At 72.3% G+C, this 24,368-nt stretch carries 18 protein-coding genes and 1 pseudogene; 12 read left to right on the top strand and 7 right to left on the bottom strand.

Translation table 11 applies throughout. The features are described from left to right. Positions 1-100 precede the first annotated feature (100 nt). The gene (gene ileS / locus ACFP3U_RS03485) at positions 101-3,232 is read right to left on the bottom strand and encodes an isoleucine--tRNA ligase (protein WP_380223631.1); all 3,132 of its coding nucleotides are present in this window, start codon (positions 3,230-3,232) and stop codon (positions 101-103) included. A 580-nt stretch (positions 3,233-3,812) separates the two neighbouring features. On the opposite strand from ileS, the gene ACFP3U_RS03480 reads away from it, so the two are divergent. The 6 genes from ACFP3U_RS03480 (at position 3,813) to ACFP3U_RS03455 (ending at position 10,574) form a co-directional block, all read left to right on the top strand. Then, positions 3,813-4,328, top strand: a complete 516-nt coding sequence (locus ACFP3U_RS03480; protein WP_380223630.1) for a TraR/DksA family transcriptional regulator — start codon at positions 3,813-3,815, stop codon at positions 4,326-4,328. 138 nt (positions 4,329-4,466) lie between these two features. Then, the gene (lspA, locus tag ACFP3U_RS03475; RefSeq protein ID WP_380223629.1) at positions 4,467-5,237 is read left to right on the top strand and encodes a signal peptidase II; all 771 of its coding nucleotides are present in this window, start codon (positions 4,467-4,469) and stop codon (positions 5,235-5,237) included. A 52-nt stretch (positions 5,238-5,289) separates the two neighbouring features. Further along, positions 5,290-6,228, top strand: coding sequence for an RluA family pseudouridine synthase (locus tag ACFP3U_RS03470; protein WP_380223628.1), 939 nt, complete (start codon positions 5,290-5,292; stop codon positions 6,226-6,228). 11 nt (positions 6,229-6,239) lie between these two features. Further along, positions 6,240-6,701, top strand: coding sequence for a GNAT family N-acetyltransferase (locus tag ACFP3U_RS03465; protein WP_380223627.1), 462 nt, complete (start codon positions 6,240-6,242; stop codon positions 6,699-6,701). Between the two features lie 187 nt (positions 6,702-6,888). Next, entirely contained in the window at positions 6,889-9,711 is a 2,823-nt protein-coding gene (locus ACFP3U_RS03460; RefSeq protein WP_380223626.1) for an alpha/beta fold hydrolase, read from the top strand. Next, the gene (locus ACFP3U_RS03455) at positions 9,708-10,574 is read left to right on the top strand and encodes an ABC transporter permease (protein ID WP_380223625.1); all 867 of its coding nucleotides are present in this window, start codon (positions 9,708-9,710) and stop codon (positions 10,572-10,574) included. Before ACFP3U_RS03460 ends, ACFP3U_RS03455 begins: the two co-directional genes overlap by 4 nt. Positions 10,575-10,654: 80 nt before the next feature. Here the strand turns inward: ACFP3U_RS03455 and ACFP3U_RS03450 are convergent, their stop codons facing one another. Next, a complete protein-coding gene (locus ACFP3U_RS03450; protein ID WP_380223624.1) occupies positions 10,655-11,290 on the bottom strand; it encodes a hypothetical protein in 636 nt (211 codons plus the stop codon). Between the two features lie 172 nt (positions 11,291-11,462). After that, positions 11,463-13,115 carry an alkaline phosphatase D family protein gene (locus ACFP3U_RS03445; RefSeq protein WP_380223720.1) on the bottom strand — a complete coding sequence of 551 codons (1,653 nt, stop codon included), beginning with the start codon at positions 13,113-13,115 and terminating at the stop codon, positions 11,463-11,465. 191 nt (positions 13,116-13,306) lie between these two features. Between ACFP3U_RS03445 and ACFP3U_RS03440 the strand changes: the two genes are divergently transcribed. Next, positions 13,307-13,897 (top strand): dienelactone hydrolase family protein, encoded by a 591-nt coding sequence (locus tag ACFP3U_RS03440; RefSeq protein WP_380223623.1) that lies wholly within the window; start codon positions 13,307-13,309, stop codon positions 13,895-13,897. A gap of 68 nt (positions 13,898-13,965) precedes the next feature. Here ACFP3U_RS03440 and ACFP3U_RS03435 read toward each other — a convergent pair. Together ACFP3U_RS03435 and ACFP3U_RS03430 are read right to left on the bottom strand one after the other, a co-directional pair. Next, positions 13,966-14,166 (bottom strand): annotated as a pseudogene (locus ACFP3U_RS03435) (hypothetical protein); the annotation flags it as partial. 398 nt (positions 14,167-14,564) lie between these two features. Beyond that, positions 14,565-14,765, bottom strand: coding sequence for a DUF397 domain-containing protein (locus ACFP3U_RS03430; protein ID WP_380223622.1), 201 nt, complete (start codon positions 14,763-14,765; stop codon positions 14,565-14,567). 244 nt (positions 14,766-15,009) lie between these two features. Between ACFP3U_RS03430 and ACFP3U_RS03425 the strand changes: the two genes are divergently transcribed. Both ACFP3U_RS03425 and ACFP3U_RS03420 read left to right on the top strand, forming a co-directional pair. Next, positions 15,010-15,600: a hypothetical protein gene (locus ACFP3U_RS03425; protein WP_380223621.1), complete on the top strand. Its 591-nt coding sequence runs from the start codon at positions 15,010-15,012 to the stop codon at positions 15,598-15,600. Further along, the gene (locus tag ACFP3U_RS03420) at positions 15,563-16,228 is read left to right on the top strand and encodes a hypothetical protein (protein WP_380223620.1); all 666 of its coding nucleotides are present in this window, start codon (positions 15,563-15,565) and stop codon (positions 16,226-16,228) included. The genes ACFP3U_RS03425 and ACFP3U_RS03420 overlap by 38 nt, the downstream gene beginning before the upstream one ends. Before the next feature lie 3 nt (positions 16,229-16,231). Here ACFP3U_RS03420 and ACFP3U_RS03415 read toward each other — a convergent pair whose 3' ends face one another. After that, complete coding sequence (locus ACFP3U_RS03415; protein WP_380223619.1) at positions 16,232-17,560, bottom strand: DUF2252 domain-containing protein; 1,329 nt, start codon at positions 17,558-17,560, stop codon at positions 16,232-16,234. Between the two features lie 188 nt (positions 17,561-17,748). Here ACFP3U_RS03415 and dnaE point away from each other — a divergent pair, with 188 nt between their 5' ends. Next, on the top strand, positions 17,749-21,282 hold the full coding sequence (gene dnaE, locus ACFP3U_RS03410; RefSeq protein WP_380223617.1) for a DNA polymerase III subunit alpha: 3,534 nt from the start codon (positions 17,749-17,751) through the stop codon (positions 21,280-21,282). A 59-nt stretch (positions 21,283-21,341) separates the two neighbouring features. Here the strand turns inward: dnaE and ACFP3U_RS03405 are convergent, their stop codons facing one another. Further along, the gene (locus tag ACFP3U_RS03405) at positions 21,342-22,229 is read right to left on the bottom strand and encodes a LysR family transcriptional regulator (protein WP_380223616.1); all 888 of its coding nucleotides are present in this window, start codon (positions 22,227-22,229) and stop codon (positions 21,342-21,344) included. Between the two features lie 72 nt (positions 22,230-22,301). Here ACFP3U_RS03405 and ACFP3U_RS03400 point away from each other — a divergent pair, with 72 nt between their 5' ends. After that, entirely contained in the window at positions 22,302-23,192 is an 891-nt protein-coding gene (locus ACFP3U_RS03400) for a dihydrodipicolinate synthase family protein (protein ID WP_380223615.1), read from the top strand. Positions 23,193-23,288: 96 nt separating this feature from the next. After that, entirely contained in the window at positions 23,289-24,317 is a 1,029-nt protein-coding gene (locus ACFP3U_RS03395; protein WP_380223614.1) for an aspartate-semialdehyde dehydrogenase, read from the top strand. Positions 24,318-24,368: the final 51 nt, after the last annotated feature.

Genomic DNA, 24,368 nt, shown 5'->3' with positions numbered 1-24,368 from the left:
GGTCGGGGAGGGGGCGCTTTTCGCTGTGCGCGGGGTGGGAGGGTCGGAGAACGGCGAAGCCGGCGCCGCCGGGGGGGGCGGCGGCGGCTTCGGGGTTCGGTCAGGCCTTGCGGAGCTGGAAGGCCAGGCCGAGGGAGTCGTCGGCGAAGGTGTCCGACTGCCAGTCGGCGGCGCCGGCGGCGAAGTCGGTGGCGAGCACCTCCTCGGCGACCAGGGCACCGTGCTCGGCGATGGCCTCGGCGGTCTCGTCGTTGGTGGCCCGCCAGCGCAGGACGATGCGGTCGGCGACGTCCAGGCCGGAGTTCTTGCGGGCCTCCTGGATCTGGCGGATCGCGTCACGGGCGACACCGAGGCGCTTGAGCTCGGGGGTGATCGCCAGGTCGAGGGCGACGGTGGCACCGGACTCGTTGGCGACGGCCCAGCCCTCGCGCGGGGTCTCGGTGATGATCACCTCCTCGGGGGAGAGGGCGACCGGCTCGCCGTTCAGCTCGACCGAGGCGGTGCCCTCGGCGCGCAGCTCGGCGGCGAGCTTGGCGGCGTCCGCGGCGGCGACCGCCTTGGCGACGTCCTGCACGCCCTTGCCGAAGCGCTTGCCCAGGGCTCGGAAGTTGGCCTTGGCGGTGGTGTCGACCAGCGAGCCGCCGACCTCAGCCAGCGACTCCAGGGTGGAGACGTTGAGCTCCTCGGCGATCTGCGCGCGCAGGTCGGCCGGCAGCTCGTCCCAGCCCTGGGCCGCGACGAGCGCGCGGGACAGCGGCTGGCGGGTCTTCACCCCGGACTCGGCGCGGGTGGCCCGGCCGAGCTCGACCAGCCGGCGGACCAGCGCCATGTGGCGGGAGAGCTCGGCGTCGATCAGCGACTCGTCCGCCTCCGGCCAGGTGGCCAGGTGGACCGAGGCCGGGGCGTCCGGGACGACCGGGACGACCAGGTCCTGCCAGACCCGCTCGGTGATGAACGGGGTGAGCGGGGCCATCAGCCGGGTGACGGTCTCCAGCGCCTCGTGCAGGGTGGCGAGCGCGGCGGCGTCGCCCTGCCAGAAGCGGCGGCGGCCGCGGCGCACGTACCAGTTGGAGAGGTCGTCGACGAAGCCGGAGAGCAGCTTGCCGGCGCGCTGGGTGTCGTACGCCTCGAAGGCCGCGTCGACCTCGCGGACCAGGGTGTTCAGCTCGGAGAGCACCCAGCGGTCCAGCTGCGGGCGGTCGGCCGGGGCCGGGTCGGCCGCGGACGGCGCCCAGCCGGAGGTGCGGGCGTACAGGGCCTGGAAGGCGACGGTGTTCCAGTAGGTGAGGAGGGTCTTGCGGACCACCTCCTGGATCGTGCCGTGGCCGACCCGGCGGGCCGACCAGGGCGAGCCGCCGGCTGCCATGAACCAGCGGACGGCGTCGGCGCCGTGCTGGTCCATGAGCGGGATCGGCTTCAGGATGTTGCCCAGGTTCTTGGACATCTTGCGGCCGTCCTCGGCCAGGATGTGGCCCAGGCAGACGACGTTCTCGTACGCGTTCTTGTCGAACACCAGGGTGCCGACCGCCATCAGCGTGTAGAACCAGCCGCGGGTCTGGTCGATCGCCTCGGAGATGAACTGCGCCGGGTAGCGCTTCTCGAACAGCTCCTTGTTCTGGTACGGGTAGCCGTACTGGGCGAAGGGCATGGAGCCCGAGTCGTACCAGGCGTCGATCACCTCGGGCACCCGGGTGGCGGTGCCGCCGCAGTCGCGGCAGTCGAAGGTGACCGCGTCGATGTACGGGCGGTGCGGGTCGAGGGCGCTCTGGTCGGTGCCGGTGAGCTCGGACAGCTCGGCCAGGGAGCCGACGCAGGTGAGGTGGTTCTCCTCACAGCGCCAGATCGGCAGCGGGGTGCCCCAGTAGCGGTTGCGGCTGAGCGCCCAGTCGATGTTGTTGCTCAGCCAGTCGCCGAAGCGGCCGTGCTTGACGTTCTCCGGGTACCAGTTGGTGGCCTCGTTCTCCCGGACCATGGCGTCCTTGACCGCGGTGGTGCGGATGTACCAGGACGGCTGCGCGTAGTAGAGCAGCGCGGTGTGGCAGCGCCAGCAGTGCGGGTAGCTGTGCTCGTACGGGAGGTGGCGGAAGAGCAGGCCGCGCTCCTTGAGGTCCGCGACCAGGGCCTCGTCGGCCTTCTTGAAGAACTGGCCGCCGACCAGCGGGACCTCGGGGGCGAAGGTGCCGTCCGCCAGCACCGGGTTGACCACCGGGAGGCCGTACTTGCGGCAGGTCGCGAGGTCGTCGGCGCCGAAGGCGGGCGACTGGTGGACGATGCCGGTGCCGTCCTCGGTGGTGACGTACTCGGCGTTGAGGACGTAGTGCGCGTTCTCGATCTCGACCAGGTCGAACGGGCGGCGGTAGGCCCAGCGCTCCATCTCGGCGCCGGTGAAGGACTCGCCGGTCGGCTCCCAGCCCTCGCCGAGGGCCTTGGCCAGCAGCGGCTCGGCGACGACCAACCGCTCGGTGCCGTCGGTGGCCACCACGTAGGTGACCTCGGGGTGCACCGCGGCGGCGGTGTTGGAGACCAGGGTCCACGGGGTGGTGGTCCAGACCAGCAGGGCGGCCCGGTCGGCCAGCGGGCCGCTGGTCAGCGGGAAGCGGACGAAGACCGAGGGGTCGACGACCGTCTCGTAGCCCTGGGCCAGCTCGTGGTCGGAGAGGCCGGTGCCGCAGCGCGGGCACCAGGGGGCGACCCGGTGGTCCTGGACCAGCAGGCCCTTGTCGAAGATCTGCTTGAGCGACCACCAGACGGACTGCACGTAGGACGGGTCCATGGTGCGGTAGGCCTGGTCGAGGTCGACCCAGTAGCCCATCCGGTTGGTGAGCTCGGTGAAGGCGTCGGTGTGGCGGGTCACCGACTCGCGGCACTTGGCGTTGAACTCGGCGATGCCGTACGCCTCGATGTCCTGCTTGCCGGAGAAGCCGAGCTCCTTCTCGACGGCGAGCTCGACCGGGAGGCCGTGACAGTCCCAGCCGGCCTTTCGGGCGACGTGGTAGCCCTTCATCGTCCGGTAGCGGGGGAAGACGTCCTTGAAGACGCGGGCCTCGATGTGGTGGGCGCCGGGCATGCCGTTGGCGGTCGGCGGGCCCTCGTAGAAGACCCACTCGGGGCGGCCCTCGGACTGCTCCAGGCTGCGCTGGAACACCTTGTTGTCCTGCCAGAAGGACAGGATCTGGTGTTCGAGGGCGGGCAGGTCGACCTGCGCGGGAACGGGGTTGTAAGAGCTGGCCATCGCGGGCGTCTACCTCCGGCGGATGCGTGGACGGGATCCGACGGAGGGACGAGACGGCATGCCGCCCCGCGGTACCACCCTCCTTGGCCGCGGTGCTGCGTGCGGCCCTCTTGTTTGGTCTTGCTGCCGGGTCTAGCGGGCCGACGAGGGGTGTCGCGGACCGTTCTTCCGGCGGCTCCGGGGTGATCTTCGCGCCGTGCACACCCCCGGGCTCGCACCGTCCCCGGGTCGCTGGTGGCTGCGTACTGCGGTACTCGTCCCCATCTGCGCCTTGCAGGCCCAGTGTATCGGCCGTCGCAAGTCGGTTTCGGCGCGCCCGCGCGGGGGGCACAACTCTGTTCGGCGTGCTGGGCGTGTCGCCTGTGGCGGCTGGCTGGGTGGGATCATTGTGAGGCGTCGGTATGTCATGTTGTGACCATTTTTGATCGGGATTATCGTTCCGGCACTGGAGGCCGCCGGGAACCGGCGGCTCGATTCGTTCGTAGATGGGGTCGAAGCCATGGCTGAGAAGGCAACCGGCGCGGGTACCGCCACCAAGCGGGCACGCAAGGCCGTGGCAGGCGATCCAGGGGAGGGGACCGTGACCACTACCGCACGGCGCAAGAACACCACCGACACCACTCTCGTGGCCCCGGGCCGCACCCGTACCCCGGCCCCGGCCGGGACCGCCGCGCGTCCGGCGGGCGCCGAGTCGGTCGACCCGGCCGAGCTGCCGGTCCGCCCCGGCGAGGACCCGTGGACCTCCGAGGAGGTGCACGAGCTGCACGCCGAGCTGATCAGCGAGCTGGAGCGGCTCCAGCACGAGATCGACGCGGCCGAGGCGGCCATCACCGGTCTGATGCGCGACTCCAACGACGGGGCCGGCGACGACCAGGTGGACGCCGGGACGAAGAACATCTCGCGGGAGAGCGAGCTGGCCCTGGCCAACAACGCCCGCGACAGCCTCGCCCAGACCGAGCACGCGCTGGCCCGGCTGGAGGGCGTCGGATTCGGCATCTGCGAGTCCTGCGGCCAGGCCATCGGCAAGGCGCGGATGCAGGCCTTCCCGCGGGCGACGCTCTGCGTCCAGTGCAAGGCCAAGCAGGAACGCCGCTGACGGCTGGGCCCTGTCCGGCCGACGGCTCCGGGCGGTCGCCCGGGACGACGCGAGGGGTCGGGCTTGCCGTAGGCTCGACCCCGTAACGTCGCCTGATCCCTCGGAGATCGGGTTCCCACCGGCCCATCGGCCCCCCATGTGACGGCAGCGGAGCTGATCATCAGTACGCAAGGTTCTCCCCAGACGCGGGACGAGTCCGTCCCGACGCCCGCCGACGTCGTGGCGCCGGGCCCGGCCGGGCCCGGCGGCGGGGCGGCCGCGGGGCCGGAGGCCCCCGAGGGGGCCGGGGCGCCCGCGGTCACCCCGGCCGAGGCTGACGTGCCAGGCGCGCCTGATGCGCCCGATGCGCCGAAGGGGCGCAGGCGGATCGGCGTGCTCCTGGCCGTCGCCCTGGTCGCCTTCCTCGTCGACCTCGGCAGCAAGCTGCTGGTCGTGGCGCGGCTGGAGAACCACTCGGCGATCAAGGTGATCGGCGATGTGATGACCTTCCAGGTGATCCGCAACTCCGGCGCCGCCTTCGGCATGGGGCAGGCGCTGACCGTCGTGTTCACCATGATCGCCTCGGCCGTCATCGTGGTGATCTGGCGGATCGCCCGGCGGCTGTACAGCCTGCCCTGGGCGATCGCGCTCGGCCTGCTGCTCGGCGGGGCGCTCGGCAACCTCACCGACCGGCTGTTCCGCTCGCCCGGCGTCTTCCGCGGGCACGTGGTCGACTTCATCTCCGTCCAGCACTTCGCGGTCTTCAACCTCGCCGACTCGGCGATCGTCTGCGGCGGCATCCTGGTCGTCCTGCTCTCCTTCCGCGGCAGCAACCCGGACGGCACCGTGCACCAGCAGGCGGACAAGCACGACAAGAGCGACAAGCACGACAGGGCCGAGAAGGCCGGGAAGGCCGGCGGGGCGGAGTAGCGCCCCCGGCAGGGCGCGGGCGGGGGCCCGCGCGTCCGGCATACTCGTACGGGTGAGTACCGCAGCGCAGACCCGCAGCCTCCCCGTTCCCGACGGCCTGGAGGGCGAACGCCTCGACGCCGCCCTCGCCCGGATGTTCGGCTTCTCCCGGACCAAGGCCGCCGAACTGGCCGCCGAGGGCAAGGTGACGCTCGACGGCGCCGTCGCCGGCAAGTCGGACCGGGTGACCGCCGGATCCTGGCTGGAGGTCGAGATCCCCGCCCCCGCCGCACCCGTGCGGATCGTCGCCGAGCCGGTCGAGGGCATGCGCATCGTCCACGACGACGAGGACATCGTGCTCGTCGACAAGCCGGTCGGCGTCGCCGCCCACCCCAGCCCCGGCTGGACCGGCCCGACCGTGATCGGCGGGCTGGCCGCCGCCGGCTACCGGATCTCCACCTCCGGCGCCGCCGAGCGCCAGGGCATCGTGCACCGGCTCGACGTCGGCACCTCCGGGCTGATGGTGGTGGCCAAGTCGGAGCGTGCCTACACCGACCTCAAGCGGCAGTTCCACGACCGGGTGACCGAGAAGAAGTACCACACCCTGGTCCAGGGCCACCCGGACCCGCTCAGCGGCACGGTGGACGCGCCGATCGGGCGCCACCCCAGCTCCGACTGGAAGTGGGCCGTCACCCGCGAGGGCAAGCCCTCCGTCACCCACTACGACCTCATCGAGGCCTACCGGGCCGCGTCGCTGATGGACATCAAGCTGGAGACCGGCCGCACCCACCAGATCCGGGTGCACATGTCCGCGCTGCGCCACCCCTGCGTCGGCGACCTCACCTACGGGGCCGACCCGACGCTCGCCAAGCGGCTGGGCCTGACCCGGCAGTGGCTGCACGCCGTGTCGCTCGGCTTCGAGCACCCCTCGGACGGCGGCTGGGTGCAGTTCTCCAGCGAGTACCCCGCGGACCTGCGGAAGGCGCTGGACATCATCGCTTCGGAGAGCTGAGGAGAGCCGGCATGACGGTGACGATCCGGATCGCGCGGGGGGAGGCGGACCTCGCGCTGGTGCACGAGGTCCGGCGGGAGGTGTTCATCGTCGAGCAGGGGATCGCCGAGGAGGAGGAGTGGGACGACCTCGACCCCACCTCGGAGCACCTGCTGGCGGTCGGCCCGGAGGGTGAGGGCGTTGGGACGGCCCGGCTGATCTTCGGGGACCAGGCGCTCCGGATCACCGGCGGTGTCGACGGGCGGGTGCTGCTCGGCCGGCTCGCCGTGCTGAAGACGGCGCGGGGGACCGGGCTCGGCGCCGAGCTGGTGCGGGCCGTCGAGGCCGCAGGCCTGGCGCGCGGGGCCCGCGAGGTGGAGCTGCACGCCCAGGTGCAGGCGCTCGGGTTCTACGAGCGGCTCGGGTACGCGGCGGAGGGGCCGGTCTACGACGACGCCGGCATCCCGCACCGGACGATGACCCGGGTGCTGTAGCCGCCTGCTTCAGTCGCTTGCCTTAGTCGCTTGCTTTAGTCGCTTGCTTTAGTCGCTGCTCCGCCGCTCACGCCCGCCCGGGCTGGGCGGCGGAGTCGTGTCCGGGCCCGCGCTAGGGGCCCCTATCGTCCGCCGCCCGCGGTGCTTTTATCGGACGCCTACTCCGGGGGCGGCTACGATCACGCCCATGGAGCTCGGTGGGGCGTGGCGCCGGTGGCGAGGCCGTGGGACGGTCGCCGGACGGAGACTGGTGGCCGGGGCGGTGGCCCTGGTGGCCGTGGCCGGAGTCGGGACGGCGGTGGCCGTCGCGGACGGGGGCGAACAGTCCGTCCGCCAGGAGGATCGTTTCCTCGCGATGGCCGAGACACCGGGCAGCGACCAGGTCGTCCAGCTCGACACCTCCTTCTTCACCACCGGCAGCAGCCCCCGCCCGGCCGTCCTGCTCGGGCACGGCTTCGGCGGCTCCAAGGAGGGCGAGCGCGAGCGTGCCCAGAAGCTCGCCCGGCAGGGGTACGCGGTGCTGACCTGGTCGGCGCGCGGCTTCGGGCGCTCCGGCGGGAAGATCGGGCTGAACGCGCCGGACCGCGAGGTCGAGGACGTCAAGCACCTGGTCGACTGGCTGGCCCAGCGCCCCGAGGTGCAGCTGGACGGTCCCGGTGACCCGCGGGTGGGCATCACCGGTGCCTCCTACGGCGGCGCGGTGGCGCTGCTCGGCTCCGCCTACGACCCCCGGATCGACGCGGTCGCCTCCTCGATCACCTGGTGGAACCTGGCCGACGCGCTGTTCCCCCAGGGGGTGCGCGGCTCGGGCGCGGTCGACGGCGTGTTCAAGAAGCTGTGGTCCGGGATCTTCTTCACCACCGGTTCGGTGGGCGAGCTCGGCCCGTCCGGCGGCGCGGCGCGCCCGGCCCTCGCCCCCGAGCAGGGCGCCGGACAGGTCGGCTGCGGGCGGTTCCTGGACGAGCTGTGCCGGATGTACGACCGGGTGGCGACCGCCGGGCACGCCGATCCGGAGGCCGTCGCCCTGCTCGACCGGTCCAGCCCCTCCTCGGTCGCGGACCGGCTGAAGGCGCCCACGCTGGTGATCCAGGGCCAGCAGGACTCGCTGTTCCCGCTCGACCAGGGCGACGCGATCGCCCGGGCGGTGGCCGCCAACGGCGCCCCGGTGGCGGTCGACTGGTTCGCGGGCGGGCACGACGGCGCGACCGACACCAGCGACCGGGTGGACGACCGGGTGACGGGCTGGTTCGACCACTACCTGAAGCGCGGCGGCTCGACGGGCGGCGACACCGGCGCGGCGTTCCGGGTGACCAGGACCGGCGGGGTCGACTCGACGGGCTTCCAGGCGGTGCTGCGCGGCGCCACCGCCGACCGCTACCCGGGCCTGGGCGGCACCGGCTCGCGGCAGTTCGAGCTGAAGTCCCCCACCGGTGGACCCGAGCAGACCTTCGCGAACCCGGCCGGCGGCGCGCCGTCCAACATCTCCGCGGTGCCGGGCCTCGGCGGCCTGCTCGGGCAGGCGTCCGCGCTGGGCGCCGGGCTCGCGCTGGACTTCCCCGGACAGTACGCCGCCTTCGAGTCGGCGCCGCTGGGCGCCTCGGTGCACCTCACCGGGCAGCCGACCGTGCCGCTGCGGGTACGGGCCGACCGGCCGGACGCGGTGCTCTTCGCCAAGCTGTACGACGTAGCCCCGGACGGCAAGCAGAGCCTGCCGCAGCAACTCTCCGCCCCGCTGCGGGTGACCGGGGCGGACGCGCCCGGGGGGAGGGACGTCACGGTGGCGCTGCCCACCGTCGACCACACCTTCGACGCCGGGCACCGGCTGCGGCTGGTGCTCGCCTCCACCGACCTCGCGTACGCCTCGCCCGTCGAACCCGCCACCTACCGGGCGGCCGTCACCGGACCGGTGACCCTGCCGACCGTCGACGGGCTGGTCACCGAGGCCGCGCCGCTGCCCTCCCGGACCTGGGTGCTGCCGCTGGTCGCGCTCGCGCTGGCCGTCGGGCTGGTGCTGCTGCCGCGGCTGCGCGCCGCCCGGGCCGGGCGCCGGGCGCACGGACCGGCGTACGACCCGGCGCTCGCCGGGGTGCCGCTGCAGATCACCGGCCTGAGCAAGCGCTACAAGGGCGCCGCCGACCGCTACGCCGTCCGCGACCTGGGCTTCCGGGTGGAGCAGGGGCAGGTGCTCGGCCTGCTCGGCCCGAACGGCGCCGGCAAGACCACCACCCTGCGGATGCTGATGGGCCTGATCCGGCCGGACGCCGGCGAGATCAGGATCTTCGGCCACCGCGTCCGGCCCGGTGCGCCGGTGCTCTCCCGGGTGGGTGCCTTCGTCGAGGGCGCGGGCTTCCTGCCGCACCTCACCGGGCGGGCCAACCTGCGGCTGTACTGGCAGGCCACCGGCCGGCCGGAGGCGGACGCGCACCTGGCGGAGGCGCTGGCCATCGCCGGGCTCGGCGAGGCGCTGGACCGGGCGGTGCGCACCTACTCGCAGGGCATGCGGCAGCGGCTGGCGATCGCCCAGGCCATGCTCGGGCTGCCGGACCTGCTGATCCTCGACGAGCCGACCAACGGACTCGACCCGCCGCAGATCCGTGAGATGCGCGAGGTGATGATCCGGTACGCGGCGGCCGGCCGGACCGTCATCGTCTCCAGCCACCTGCTGGCCGAGGTCGAGCAGAGCTGCACCGACCTGGTGGTGATGGACCGCGGTCGGCTGGTCACCACCGGCGCCGTCGCGGAGATCGTCGGCGCGGGCGGGCAGCTGCTGATCGGCACCGACGCCTCGTTCGGCGCGGCGGAGCTGGCCGCGGCGGCCGACAAGGTCGGCGCGCTGGCCGGGGTCGGCGCGGCGGAGGCGGTGGAGGGCGGGCTGCTCGTCCGGCTGGAGGGCATGGCGCCCAGCCAGCTGCTGGCCGAGCTGGTGCGGCTCGGTGTGCCGGTGGAGTCGGCCGGGGCGCAGCGCCGGCTGGAGGACGCGTTCCTGTCGCTGATCGGAGGTGCGGCGTGAGCGCTGCGGTTGCTGAGGTGTCGTCCGATCACGCGGTCGGGTACCGGCCGGGGCGGACCCTGCCGTTCCGGGTCGAGGTGGTCCGCCAGCTGCGGCGGCGCCGCACGATGGTGATCGGCGGGGTGCTGGCCGCGATGCCGCTGATCGTGCTGGCGGCCTTCGCCGTGGCCGGCACGCCGGGGCGGACCGACCGGACCACGTTCATCGAGCTCGCGACCTCCTCCGGGCCGAACTTCGCCGCCACCATGCTCTTCATGGGCACCGGCTTCATGCTGGTGATCCCGGTCGCGCTGTTCTGCGGCGACACGGTGGCCTCGGAGGCCAGCTGGTCCTCGCTGCGGTACCTGCTGGCCGCGCCGGTGCCGCGGGCGCGGCTGCTGATGCGCAAGTTCCTGGTCGGGCTGCTGTTCTCGGCGGCGGCCGTGATGCTGCTGCCGCTGGTCGGCCTGGCGGTCGGCACCGCGGCGTACGGCTGGGGGGACCTGAAGCTGCCGGCCGGGGCGAGCCTGACCGCCGGGGAGGCGCTGCCCAGGCTGGCGGTCGCGGTGGCGTTCGTGTTCCTGAGCGAGGTGGTGATCGCCGCGCTGGCGTTCTGGCTCTCCACCGCCACGGACGCGCCGCTGGGCGCGGTCGGCGGGGCGGTGTTCGCCTCGATCGTCACCGGGGTGCTGGACGCGATCACGGCGCTCGGCGACCTGCGGGGCTGGCTCCCGGCGCACTGGCAGTACGCGTGGGCGGACGCCCTGCAGCCGCGGATGGAGTGGGGCGGCATGGTGCAGGGCGTCTCGCTGTCGCTGTCCTACGCGGTGGTGCTGCTGGCGCTGGCCTTCCGCGGGTTCGCGCGCAAGGACGTGGTGTCGTAGGGCGTCGTAGCGGTCCGTCGGACTCCCGGTCGTCCGTCAGCCTGGTCGTCCGTCAGCCTGGTCGGCCTCTTCGGGGGCTGTCAGCCGGTGAGGCCGACCGGGACGGCGAGGACGCTGCGGAGCAGGTCCGCGTGGCCGTCGATGGTGAACAGCGGCTCGCCGACGGCGACCGGGGTGGCGCCGAAGGCTTCCTGGAGGGTCTGCGCACCGCCCGGGGCGAGCTTCATCGGCAGGCCGGCCGCGTCGATGCCGGACAGGTTGACCCGGACGTGGTCGACGGAGACGGTGTAGGTGAGGAAGTCGACCGGGGCGGGGGTGCCGTGGTCGACGGCGGTGGTGGCCGTGATGGTGCGGGTGGCCAGGTGGCTGAACAGCTCGGTGAAGTCGGCGCGGCGGCCGTCGGCGGTGCGGACGAAGGCGAGCGCGCCGTCCATCGGGGCACCGCCGGAGGCCAGGTCGAGGGAGACGGCACCCGAGGTGACCGGCGTGGTGACGCACGGAGTCGGGCCGGTGGTGTCGAGCGTCGCCGGGGCGGTGGCTTCGAGCTCGACGCCCTGGGCGGCGAGCGCCTGGTCGGCGGCGGGGGTGAGGCAGAGGGTGGCCGCGCCCTTGATCGGGACCTGCGGGCCGGCGGCGCCGGCCGGGGTGGCGGCGGCGAGCGTGGCGGAGCCGAGGGTGAGGGCGAGGGCGGTGGTGGCGAGGGTGGCGCGGTTCATGGGTGCTGCTCCTTACGGGTGATGTGGGCTGTCCGTCCGACCAACGAGCCGGGGCCGGGGGCGTCGCCGATGATCACCCGGAGGAAGCGCGAACCCGCCCGCCGTTGACCGGCGGGCGGGTTCCTCCGTGCGGTGGCTACTTGACGGGGGCGAGGCGGTTACTTGACGGGGGCTACTTGACGGGGGAGTGGACCCGCTCGATCTGCTGGGTGCCGGACCTGGTGCGGTAGGAGCGCGACCACTTGGTGGTGGCGTCCTTGCGGGTCCGGTCGGAGAGGACGAAGTAGTCCATCTGCGTCTGGGCGGGGGTGACCTCCAGGACGCCGTAGCCGTGCGAGTCGAGGTCGACCCACTGGATGTGGCGGTTGGCGCCCTTGATCGCGGCGGCGGCGACCAGCGAGAGGGTCTGCGGCGCGACCTTGAGGATGTCGTCGATGTTGTCCGAGGTGACCGAGGTGACCACGAACTCGGTGGCGACGCTGCCCGACAGCGGGTAGGTGGCGGCCTCGTTCGGGACGTCCGCGGCCCAGGCCGAGTGGATGTCGCCGGTCAGGAAGACGGTGTTGGTGATCCCGTTCGTCCGGAGGTGGTCGAGCAGCTCGCGGCGGTCGTGGGTGTAGCCGTCCCACTGGTCGGTGTTGATCGCCAGGCCCTCGCCGGGCAGGCCGAGCAGCTTGGCCAGCGGGCGCAGCAGGTAGTCCGGCAGCGAGAAGAGGGCGACCGGGGAGATCATCACCTCGTTGCCGATCAGGCGCCAGGTGGTGTCGGAGGCGGCGAGGCCGGACTTCAGCCAGTCCATCTGGGCGCGGCCGGTGAGGGTGCGGTCGGCCGAGTCGACCTCGCCGTTGCCGACCTTGACCTGCTGGGAGCGGAACGAGCGCTGGTCCATCAGGTGCAGGTCGGCGAGCCTGCCGTAGCGCAGCCGGCGGTAGGTGGTGCCGGCGATGGACGGGCGGACCGGCATCCACTCGAAGTAGGCCTGCTTGGCGGCGGCCATCCGGGCCGTCCAGTCGCCCTCGGTGCCCGGGGTGTGGTTCTCGGCGCCGCCGGACCAGGCGTCGTTGGCGAACTCGTGGTCGTCCCAGATCGCGATGGTCGGGACCTGCGCGTGCAGCGCCTGGAGGTCCTCGTCCGTCTTGTAACGGCCGTGCCGGGTGCGGTAGTCGGCGAGGGTGAGGATCTCGTGGGCGGGGGCGTGCGGGCGGACCACGGAGCCCCGGGCGCAGAACTCGCCGCTCTTGTACTCGTAGATGTAGTCGCCGAGGAAGAGGAAGGCGTCGAGGTCGCCGCGGGCCGCCAGGTGGCGGTACGCGGAGAAGTAGCCGGCCTCCCAGTTGGCGCAGGAGGCCACGCCGAAGCGGAGTCTGTCGACGGCGGCGTCGGCGGCCGGGGTGGTGCGGGTGCGGGCGACGGGGGAGGTCACGGCGTCGGGGGAGGTCACGGCGCCGGCGGAGAAGCGGTACCAGTAGGCGGTGTCCGGGGTGAGGCCGCGGACGTCCACCTTGACGGTGTGGTCGGTGGCGGCGCTGCTGGTCACGGTGCCGCTCGCGGCGATCCGGGTGAAGCCCTTGTCGGCGGCGAGCTCCCAGCGGACCTCGGTGTCGGCGCCGAGGCCGGAGCCGGGGACGGCCTCGGGGGCCGGGGTGACCCGGGTCCAGAGGAGTATGCCGTCGGGGAGCGGGTCGCCCGAGGCGACGCCGTGCAGGAACCGGGGGGCGGTGGCGGCCTGGGCGGCCGCGCCGAGGGAGAGCGGCAGGGCGGCGGCGCCCGCGACCACGGCGGTGGCCTTCAGCACCTGGCGGCGGTGGGGGCGGGCGGCGGTCATGTCATTGACAAGGTCAGTCACGGCCGACAGGCTACCGGCGGGTAACGAGGGGTTCCATATGTCGGACTGACTGTTCGTCGCCGATTCACCGGCGCGTGACGTCCCGCCACTTCGCCGGGTGGTCACGGTCACCCGGCGGACATGCGCGATGATGGGGCGGTCCCCCTTCCGCAGCAAGGAAGTTTGTTCTCGTGGCCCAGATCCTGCTCCTGCACTCCGTGTACGGCCTGCGTCCCGCCGTCCACACCGCCGCCGACCGGCTGCGCGCCGCCGGGCACACCGTGCACACCCCCGACCTCTTCGAGGGGAAGACCTTCGACGACATCGAGGCGGGCATGGCGTACAAGGAGGAGGTCGGCAGCGACGAACTGCTGCGCCGGGCCGTGGCCGCGGCCGCCCCGCTGCTCGCCTCCGGCGCCACCCTCGTCTACGCGGGCTTCTCCCTCGGCGGCGCGCTCGCCCAGAACCTCGCACTCGCCGACGAGAACGCGCGCGGCCTGCTCCTCCTGCACGGCACCTCGGACATCCGCGAGGATGCGGCCAGCTCGATCCCCGTCCACCTGCACGTCGCCGAGCCGGACCCGTTCGAGCCGGAGGACTGGCTGAACGCCTGGTACCTCAACATGCGCAAGATCGGCACCGACGTCGAGATCCACCGCTACCACGGCGCCGGCCACGTCTTCACGGACGAGGACCTCCCCGACTACGACGCCGAGGCGGCGGACCAGACCTGGGCGGTGGCCCTGGCCTTCCTGACGGAGCTGGACGAAGAGTCCGCCTGAGGGTGCCGTGCCCTGCGCAGGAAGTCGGCGTGGTCGACTTTCTGCGCGGGGGATCCGGGTGTCGCAGGCGCTCGATGGGCGGCGGTCTCGCCGATGTCCTGCGCTCCACGCGGCAGCGCCCACTGGCCGGTGTCGCGACGGCGCTGCAGCAGGATGGCGCCGCTGTCGTCGACCACGAGCAGGTTGCTGGCGGGGATCAGGGTGTTGGCCTTCGGGGCGTCGGGGTCGTCCCCTCGGGTTCGGGCGTCCGGGGTCTTGCGCTGTCCCAGGCGGCTTCGAAGCTCTGAGCGTCGTTGTCGAACCAGGCGGTGGAGTCGAGTCTCCTGAGGAGGAACATCAGGAGCCGGCCGAGGTCGACGTCGTCGTGGGGCGGGGTTTCGAGGCGGAAGCGGTTGAGGTAGTCGGCCGACCCAGCGAGGGCCCCCGGATTCGCCGCGGCTGCGGTGCTGTTTCGATTCGTGCCACAACCTCGTTCGCCGAGTCCAACGCGTGGGCCGCCATGATCCGTTCGGTAGCCGTGTAGGACGTGCCTGCGTTGGGCTTCCTGGACGAGCTGGACGAATAGGCCGGCTGAGGTTGCTCTCCCTTGCACAGGAAGTCGGGCTGGCCGACTTCCTGTGCAAGGGGTTCGGCCGCCTTCGTCGTGTGCGACGAAGGCGGCCGTGAATCAGCGCAGGTGGTCGAAGGCGCCGGACTTCGCGCCGTCGAGGAGGGCGCCGATTTCGGCGGGGGTGTAGAGCAGCGGGGTCTGTGTGGGGTTCTTGGATTCGCGGATGGTGATGAACTGGCCGACGGTGCCGAACTCCACGCAGTTGTCGCTGCCACCGCTGAACGGGGACTTCTCCCGCCCTGGGGGATTGGGCTGCACGACTCCTTGGGGTGGAGCTGGTCGTCACAGAGCTGGTGACCAATGCGATGCCGGCGGGCAAATTGTCGGCGTCTCCCTTTGGATGGCCACGGAGGGCAGGGTGGTGATTCGGGTCAGTGAATCGCACCCGGGGTTCTTCGGGCGGCGGGTGTGGCGGGAGCCGTTGGCGGAGGGGAAGGCGGTCTGCGCCTGGGTGGATGTATTCGGTTGCTGAACGCCCCGGGGTGGAGGGGAGGATGGGGGGATGGTGATGAATGACGGGCGGTATGCGCCGGCGGGGTCGTTGATCGGGTTGGTGCAGCGGGGGCGGGGACTCGGGGCGCGGATGGCCGCCGAGGATCCGGCCGCTGCTGCCGAGCTGGTCCACGGGTGCATCCGGTGGGACTGGCGGTGGGACTCCGTGGATCAGCGGGCGCTGTATCTGGCCCGGCTGGTGCGGGACTTGGAGTTGCCGCTCGGGCCGGTGGCGGAGGGGCTCGGAGCGGGGGAGGAGTCGAGCGAGCGGGCTGCCCGAGTGCTGGCGCTGCTGGCGCTGGACGGGTCGGGGGAGGCCCGGGAGGTCTTGCGGGCGTACGTGGGGGAGGGGGAGCACTGGGTCGCCGCGCTGGAGGAGATGGCACGCCGCTGGCCAGTGGAGTGGTGGGACGACCTGGAGGAGATGGCCCGTGAGCGCCTGGGCGACCGGGGCCGGGCGGAGCTGTGGGCCGATCCTTGGCACCGGTGGGGGGCTGGCCGGGCCGCGTCCGGTGAGCGGGCCCCGGGGGCCGAAGCCGTTGGCGGAGGTCGACAACGCCGGGTTGCTGAAGTTGCTGGCGGACCCCGAGGAGTCGGATGAGCGGAAGACCGCCGCGCTCGACGTGATCGATCATCGGGGGCCGGAGCCCGGGGTGATCCCGCTGGTGCCGTCGCTGGGCACAGCGGACGGGAAGTACATCCTGTGGCCGCTGGTCGGAGTGGTCGACAAGCTCGGGGCGCTGGCGCTGCCCGCCGCGCGGGAGTGGGCTGCTGTGACGGAGCCGGAGTGGTTGAGGCTGCGGGGCCGCAATGTGCTGGCCGAGTGCGGGGAGGTCGAGGACATCCCTGTACTGGTCGCGGACCTGGAGCGGGACTGGGTGGAGCGGCGGTGGTGCGGGCCGAAGCGGACGGCCGACGGGTTGGCGCGGTTCGGGGCCGAGGCGCGGGGGGCGGTGTCGCTGCTCAGGCGGTTCTGGCTGCGGACGCCGCACTCCTACGAGCGGGTGAGCTACCTGGAGGCGTTGAGGGAGATCGACCCGACGGGGTTGGAGTCGGTGTACGTGGAGTGTCTTTGGGACTGTGAGGAGGACGCCCGGTTGCTGGGGGTCGAGCGGGCTCCGGATCAACCGGCGGTGCGGGGGAGGTTGGTGTACCTCCGGGACGACGAGTTGGAGACGGCAGAGGTCAGGGCCGCCGCGCGGGAGCGGTTGGCGGCCCTGACCGGGTAGGGGTTAGAGGCCCGGGATGCGGCCGTTGCGGTAGAGGTCGACGAAGAGCTGGTGGTCGGCGCGGGCGCGGGCTCCGTAGGTGTGGGCGAAGTCGACGAGCATCGCCGTGAAGCCGGCCTCGTCGTGGGCGATGGCCTCGTGGATGGCGTGCTCGGTGGAGAACGGGACCAGGGTGTGGCCGCTGGACGATTCATCCGCCGCCGCGTGCATGGTGGCGGTGGCCCGGCCCAGGTACTCGGTGACGGCGAGCAGGTCGGGCAGTTCGTTGAGGTCCCGCCAGTCGAGGTCGGCCGCGTACGGCGACACCTCGGCGACCAGCTGGCCGCGGCCGCGCAGGGTGGTGTAGCCGAGCCACGGGTCGCTGTGGGACTGGAGGGCGCGCTGGGAGATCACCGTCCGGTGGCCCTCGTGCTGGAAGTAGCCGGCGATGGCGGGGTCGGTGACGTGGCGCGACACGGCGGGGGTCTGGCCCTGCTTCATGTAGATGATCACGTCGTTCTCGAGGGCGTCGGTGTGGCCCTCCAGCAACACGTTGTAGGAGGGCAGGCCCGCCGAGCCGATGCCGATGCCGCGGCGGCCGACGACGTCCTTGACCCGCAGGGCGGTCGGGGTGACGCGGGAGGAGGCGGGGAGGGTGGACAGGTAGGCCTCGAAGGCGGCCAGCACCTCGGCCTTGGTGGGCTCGTCCAGCTCGATCGCGCCGCCGCCGAGGCGGAAGCGGCGGTCGTAGCCCTCGATCACGGTGTCGCCGTCCAGCAGGGACACCCGGGTCTGGAGGCGGGCCTGCCGGAGGGTGGCGAGGACCGGGCCGGTGGCGGTGTCCAGGGTGTACGGGTCGGCGTCGCCGGAGGTGACGTGGGCGGCGATCCGGGCCCGGTAGGCCTCGGCGAAGGCGGTCACCAGTTCGGTGATCGTGTCGTCGGAGAGCGCCTTGGCGTAGCCGATCAGGGCGAGCGAGGCGGCGAGGCGCTGGACGTCCCAGGTGAAGGCGCCGACGTAGGCCTCGTCGAAGTCGTTGACGTTGAAGACGAGGCGGCCCTCGGCGTTGAGGTAGGTGCCGAAGTTCTCCGCGTGCAGGTCGCCGTGGATCCAGACGCGGCCGGTGCGGTCGTCGAGGAAGGGCGCGCCGAAGGAATCGAACGGCGCGGTGGTGAGGTCCGCGTAGTAGAGGGCGGCGGTGCCCCGGTAGAAGGCGAAGGCGGAGGCCGCCATCTTGCGGAACTTCACCCGGAAGGCCGCCGGGTCCTGGGCGAGGAGGTCGCCGAAGGCCGTCTCGAAGACGCCGAGGATGGCCTCGGCACGGTCGGTGGCGGGGGACGGCTGATGGGACATTTGGGATCCTTCGGGCTCGGCGGGTGGCCGGGAACAACGCTGCCTCAGGAGGCTAGAGTAGGAGCGTGAGCGTGTGAGTGCTGGTCCGGGCCCCGTGAGTGGCTCGGGCCGCAACTGTTTCCGGGCACCCTCTGTGACCTGCGCGTTCGCCGGCCCACCTGCCAGCACGAGCCTACGGAGGCCCCGCCTTGAGCGATCAGCCGTTCGCGCACCTGCACGTCCACACCGAGTACTCGATGCTGGACGGTGCAGCCCGGCTGAAGCAGATGTTCAAGGAGGTCGAGCGGCTGGGGCAGACCCATGTCGCGATGACCGACCACGGCAACATGTACGGGGCGGCCGAGTTCCACAAGCAGGCCACCGGCGCCGGTATCACCCCGGTGATCGGCATCGAGGCGTACGTCGCCCCGGAGTCCCGCTCGAACACCAAGCGCATCCTGTGGGGCCAGCCGCACCAGAAGAAGGACGACGTCTCGGCGTCCGGTGCCTACACCCACAAGACGATCTGGGCCCGGAACAAGGAGGGCCTGCACAACCTCTTCAAGCTGACCTCGCGCTCGTACTCCGAGGGCTGGCTGGTCAAGTGGCCCCGGATGGACAAGGAGCTGATCTCCGAGCTGTCCGGCGGTCTGATGGCCACCACCGGCTGCCCCTCCGGCGAGCTGCAGACCCGGCTGCGCCTCGGGCAGTTCGACGAGGCGCTGCGGTCGGCCGGCGAGTACCAGGAGATCTTCGGCAAGGAGAACTACTTCCTGGAGCTGATGGACCACGGCCTCGACATCGAGAAGCGGGTCCGCGACGGGCTGATCGAGATCGGCCGGAAGCTCGACATCCCGCCGGTCGTCACCAACGACTCGCACTACACCACCGAGGCCGACGCCGGCGCCCACGACCTGCTGCTCTGCGTGCAGACCGGCAAGAACCTCTCCGACCCGGACCGCTTCCGGTTCGACGGCACCGGCTACTACATCAAGTCGGCCGCCGAGATGTACGCGCTGGACCAGTCGGACGCCTGGCAGGAGGGCTGCCGCAACAGCCGGCTGCTGGTGGCCGAGCGGGTCGACACCGCCGGCATGTTCGAGTTCCGCAACCTGATGCCGCGCTTCCCGATCCCGGAGGGCTTCGAGTCCGAGGCGGACTTCTTCAAGTCCAAGGTCTGGGAGGGCATGGACTGGCGCTTCCCGGGCGGGTACGACGAGGAGCACAAGAAGCTCGCCGAGTACGAGATGGACACCATCATCCAGATGGGGTTCCCGGCGTACTTCCTCGTGGTCGCCGACTTCATCATGTGGGCGAAGGGGCAGGGCATCGCGGTGGGCCCCGGCCGTGGTTCGGCGGCCGGCTCGCTGGTCGCGTACGCGATGGGCATCACCGACCTCGACCCGATCCCGCACGGTCTGATCTTCGAGCGCTTCCTCAACCCCGAGCGCATCTCCATGCCCGATGTCGACATCGACTTCGACGAGCGCCGGCGCGGTGACGTGATCCGGTACGTGACGGAGAAGTGGGGGTCCGACAAGGTCGCCATGATCGTCACCTACGGCACCATCAAGGCGAAGGCCGCCATCAAGGACTCCTCGCGGGTCCTCGGTTACCCCTACGCGATGGGCGACCGGATCACCAAGGCGATGCCGCCGGACGTCATGGGCAAGGGCATCCCGCTGTCCGGCATCACCGACAGCGGCCACCCGCGCTACAGCGAGGCCGGCGAGATCCGCGGGCTGTACGAGAACGACCCCGACGTGCGGAAGGTCATCGACACCGCGCGCGGCATCGAGGGCCTGATCCGTCAGCCCGGTGTGCACGCGGCCGGCGTCATCATGTCCGCCGAGCCGCTCACCGACCACATCCCGGTCTGGACCCGGCACACCGACGGCGTCACCATCACGCAGTTCGACTACCCCACCTGTGAGGGCCTCGGCCTTCTCAAGATGGACTTCCTCGGCCTGCGCAACCTGACGATCATGGACGACGCCGTCAAGGCGATCGAGCGGAACAAGGGCGAGAAGATCGAGCTGCTCCAGCTGCCGCTCGACGACAAGCCGACCTACGAACTCCTGGCCCGCGGCGACACGCTCGGCGTCTTCCAGCTCGACGGCGGCCCGATGCGCTCGCTGCTGCGGCTGATGAAGCCCGACAACTTCGAGGACATCTCCGCCGTACTGGCGCTGTACCGGCCCGGCCCGATGGGCGTCAACTCCCACACCAACTACGCGCTGCGCAAGAACGGGCAGCAGGAGATCACCCCGATCCACCCGGAGCTGGAGCAGCCCCTGGAGGAGGTGCTCCGGCCCACCTACGGCCTGATCGTCTACCAGGAGCAGGTGCAGAAGGCCGCGCAGATCCTGGCCGGCTACTCGCTCGGCCAGGCCGACCTGCTGCGCCGCGCGATGGGCAAGAAGAAGAAGGAGATCCTGGAGGCCGAGTTCGTCCCGTTCCAGAAGGGCTGCCGGGAGCGCGGTTACTCGGACGCGGCGATCCAGGCGGTCTGGGACGTCCTCGTCCCCTTCTCCGGCTACGCGTTCAACAAGGCCCACACCGCGGGGTACGGGCTGGTCTCGTACTGGACGGCGTACCTCAAGGCCAACTACCCGGCCGAGTACATGTCCGGCCTGCTCACCTCGGTCAAGGACGACAAGGACAAGTCGGCGGTCTACCTCAACGAGTGCCGGAAGATGGGCATCAACGTCCTGCCGCCGGACGTGAACGAGTCGGACGCGGACTTCACCCCGCACGGGGACACCACGGTGCGGTTCGGCCTGACCGCCATCCGCAACGTCGGCGGGCCGGTCGTCGAGTCGATGATCCGGACCCGCAGGACGAAGGGGAAGTTCTCCTCCTTCCCGGACTTCCTGGAGAAGGTGGAGTCGGTGGTCTGCAACAAGCGGACCGTCGAATCGCTGATCAAGGCCGGTTCCTTCGACTCGCTCGGGCACACCCGCAAGGGCCTGACCGCGCAGTTCGAGCCGATGATCGACAACGTGGTCGGCATCAAGCGCAAGGAGGCCGAGGGCCAGTTCGACCTCTTCGGCGGCGACGCGACGAGCGACGAGCCGAGCTTCGGGCTGGACGTGGTCTTCTCCGAGGAGGAGTGGGAGAAGGCCTTCCTGCTCACCCAGGAGCGGGAGATGCTCGGCCTGTACGTCTCCTCGCACCCCCTGCACGGCATCGAGCACGTCCTCGCCGACCGGGCGGACTGCGCGGTGGCCGACCTCGCGGAGCGGCCGGACGGGACGATCGTCACCATCGGCGGCATCATCTCGGGCCTCCAGCGGAAGATGACCAAGCAGGGCAACGCCTGGGCGATCGCGACGGTCGAGGACCTCGCGGGCTCGATCGACTGCATGTTCTTCCCGGCCAGCTACCAGCTGGTGTCCTCGCAACTGGTCGAGGACGCGGTGGTGTTCGTCCGCGGCAAGCTGGACAAGCGGGAGGACGTGCCGCGGCTGATGGGCATGGAGCTGTCCGTCCCCGACCTGTCGAACGCGCACGCCGAGGCGCCGATCGTCATCAACATCCCGACCGGGAAGGTGACGCCGCCGCTGGTGGCGCGGCTCGGCGAGGTGCTGAGCAGCCACCGGGGGACGACGGAGGTCCGGGTCCGGCTGGAGGCGCGGGACCGGACGACGGTGCTGCGGCTGGACCGGCACCGGGTGAAGTCGGACCCGGCGCTGTTCGGCGACCTGAAGCAGCTGCTCGGGCCGAGCTGCCTGGCGGGTTGACGAACGTACGTCGGGGGCCCGTCGAACGGTGGGCCCCCGACGTACGCCCCGCTCAGGCCTCAGGCCGAGTTGCGCAGCGGGGCGGGGACGGCCGTGTGCAGGGCCGAGACGAAGGCGGAGATCGCGGGGTGCGCCCCGGCGCCGGCCCGGAAGGCGGCGCGGGTACGGCGGTATATCGGCAGCCGGGTGAGGACGACCCCGGCCGGCGGCCGGTCGATGCCGAGGTGGGGGACCAGCGCCACCCCCTGGCCGGCCGCGACCAGGGCGAGCACGGTGGCGAAGTCGTCGATCCGGTGCCGGATCCGGGGCGCGAAGCCGGCGCTCTCGCAGGCGCGGACGGCCATGGCGTGGCAGAGGGTGCCCGGCGGCGCGAGGATCCACGGCTCGGCGCGCTGGTCGGCGACGCCGCCGGGGGCGCGGGCCGCGAGGTACATCGGCTCGCTGAAGATCGGCCGGGTCACCGCCAGGCCGGGCTCCGGGTCGGCCGGGACCAGGTCGTACTCGTGCACCAGCGCCACGTCCAGCTCGCCCGCGCGCAGCGCCGGCGCGACCGCGGCCGGGTCGGCCTCGGTGACCATCGGCTCCAACCCCGGGTGCCAGCCGGCCAGTTCGGCGAGGACGGCGGGGACGATCGCGCGGGCCGCCGACGGGTAGGTGCCGATCCGCAGCGGGCCGGCCAGGCCCTCGCGGGCGTGGGCGAGTTCGGCGTCCGCCTGCTCCAGCCGCTCCAGTACGGCCTCGGCGTGCCGGACCAGGTTGCGGCCGGCCGGGGTGAGGGCGACCCGGCGGCCGGTGCGTTCGAGCAGCGGGACGCCGGCCTCCTTCTCCAGGACGGACAGCTGCTGGGAGACCGCCGAGGGGCTGAAGCTGAGCGCCTCGGCGACGGCGGCGATGGTGCCGAGGTGGGCGAGTTCGCGCAGCAGGCGCAGGCGTCGGACGTCGAGCATCGGCTCAGCTTACGAGAAGCGTCAGAAAGATGAACTGGACCTGCGGGATTGCCCGGCCGCAGGATCGTGGGCATGGAACTCAAGGGCATTTTCGTCCCCCTGGTCACCCCGTTCGCGGCCGACGGCTCAGTGGCGCTGGACGCGCTGGAGAAGCTGGCCGGCTCGCTGCTGGACGACGGCGCGGCCGGGCTGGTGGCGCTCGGCACCACCGGCGAGCCGGCCGCGCTGACCGCGGCCGAGCGGAGCGCGGTGGCCGGGGTCTGCGCGGCGGTCTGCGCCGACCGCGGGGTGCCGCTGCTGGTCGGCGCGGGCGGGCCGGGCACCGCCGGGGCCGCCGAGGAGCTGGCCGGGCTCGCCGGGCGGGTGCCGGGGGTGGCGGGCGCGCTGGTCACCGTGCCGTCCTTCGTCCGGCCGGGCGAGGCCGGGACGGTGGCGCACTTCCGGGCGCTGGCCGCGGCGAGTTCGGTGCCGCTGGTCGTCTACCACATCCCGTACCGGACGGGGCAGGGGCTGTCCGGCGCCGCGCTGCTGGAGCTGGCCGCGGTGCCCGGGGTGGTGGGCGTCAAGTACGCGACGGGCGGGGTGGACCAGGCGGCGGTGGAGCTGCTGGCCGCGGCGCCGGCCGGGTTCTCGGTGCTGGGCGGGGACGACGCGGTGCTCGCGCCGCTGCTGGCGCTGGGTGCGGACGGCGGCATCCTGGCCTCCGCCCACCTGGCCACCGCGCGCCATGTCGAGCTGGCCGAGGCCTGGCGGGCCGGGGACGCGGTGCGCGCCCGGGCGCTGGGCCACCGGCTGGCCGCGCTGGCGGTGGCGGCCTTCGCGGCGCCGAACCCGGCGGTGGTGAAGGGGGTGCTGCACGCGCAGGGGCGGATTCCGACGCCGGACGTCCGGCTGCCGCTGCTGCCGGCCGGGCCGGCGGAGGTCGCGCGGGCGCTGGAGCTGGTTAGTGGTCTGGACCACTGATGACCACAGGGTGAAATACCCGGTCGGCCGATGCCCGTGACAAGGCATGATGGGCGGAGTGCGGCTGTGAACAGCGATAGCAAGAGGAGTAGTCGGATGAAGATCGGTATTGTCGGGGCCACCGGTCAGGTCGGCGGCGTGGTCCGCGAGATCCTGGCCGAGCGCAACCTCCCGGTGGAGCAGTTGCGGCTGTTCGCCTCGGCCCGCTCGGCCGGGCGCACCCTGCCCTGGCAGGGCACCGAGGTCACCGTCGAGGACGCGGCCACGGCCGACTACACCGGCCTGGACATCGTGATCTTCTCCGCCGGCGGCGCCACCTCCAAGGAGCTCGCCCCCAGGGTCGCCGCCGCCGGGGCCGTCGTCATCGACAACTCCTCCGCCTGGCGCCGCGACCCCGAGGTCCCGCTGGTCGTCTCCGAGGTCAACCCGGAGGCGATCGCCGACCGCCCCAAGGGCATCATCGCCAACCCGAACTGCACCACGATGGCCGCCATGCCCGTGCTGCGCCCGCTGCACGAGGAGGCCGGCCTCGCCGCCCTCGTCGTCTCCACCTACCAGGCCGTCTCCGGCAGCGGCGTGGCCGGCGTGGCCGAGCTCCAGGACCAGGCGTCCAAGGTCGTCGACGGCGCCGCCGCGCTGGCCCACGACGGCTCGGCGGTGGACTTCCCCGAGCCCAAGGTCTACAAGCGCCCGATCGCCTTCAACGTCCTCCCGCTGGCCGGCTCGATCGTCGAGGACGGCTCCAACGAGACCGACGAGGAGCAGAAGCTCCGCCACGAGAGCCGCAAGATCCTCGGCATCCCCGCGCTCAAGGTGGCCGGCACCTGCGTGCGCGTCCCGGTCTTCTCCGGCCACTCGCTGCAGATCAACGCCCGCTTCGAGCGCCCGATCAGCCCCGAGCGCGCGGCCGAGCTGCTCGCCGCCGCCCCCGGCGTCGAGCTGAGCGAGATCCCCACCCCGCTCCAGGCCGCCGGCCGGGACCCGAGCTACGTCGGCCGCATCCGGGCCGACGAGACGGTCGAGCACGGCCTGTCGCTGTTCATCTCCAACGACAACCTGCGCAAGGGCGCCGCCCTCAACGCCGTCCAGCTGGCCGAGCTGGTCGCCGCCGAACTCCGGGGCTGACCCGCCGCGTCGCGCCGAAGGGCCCCGTCCGCTCCCGGACGGGGCCCTTCG

The organism is Kitasatospora misakiensis, from assembly GCF_042656005.1.
GTDB lineage: Bacteria > Actinomycetota > Actinomycetes > Streptomycetales > Streptomycetaceae > Kitasatospora > Kitasatospora misakiensis.
This window is presented reverse-complemented; position numbering and strand designations above follow the sequence as displayed.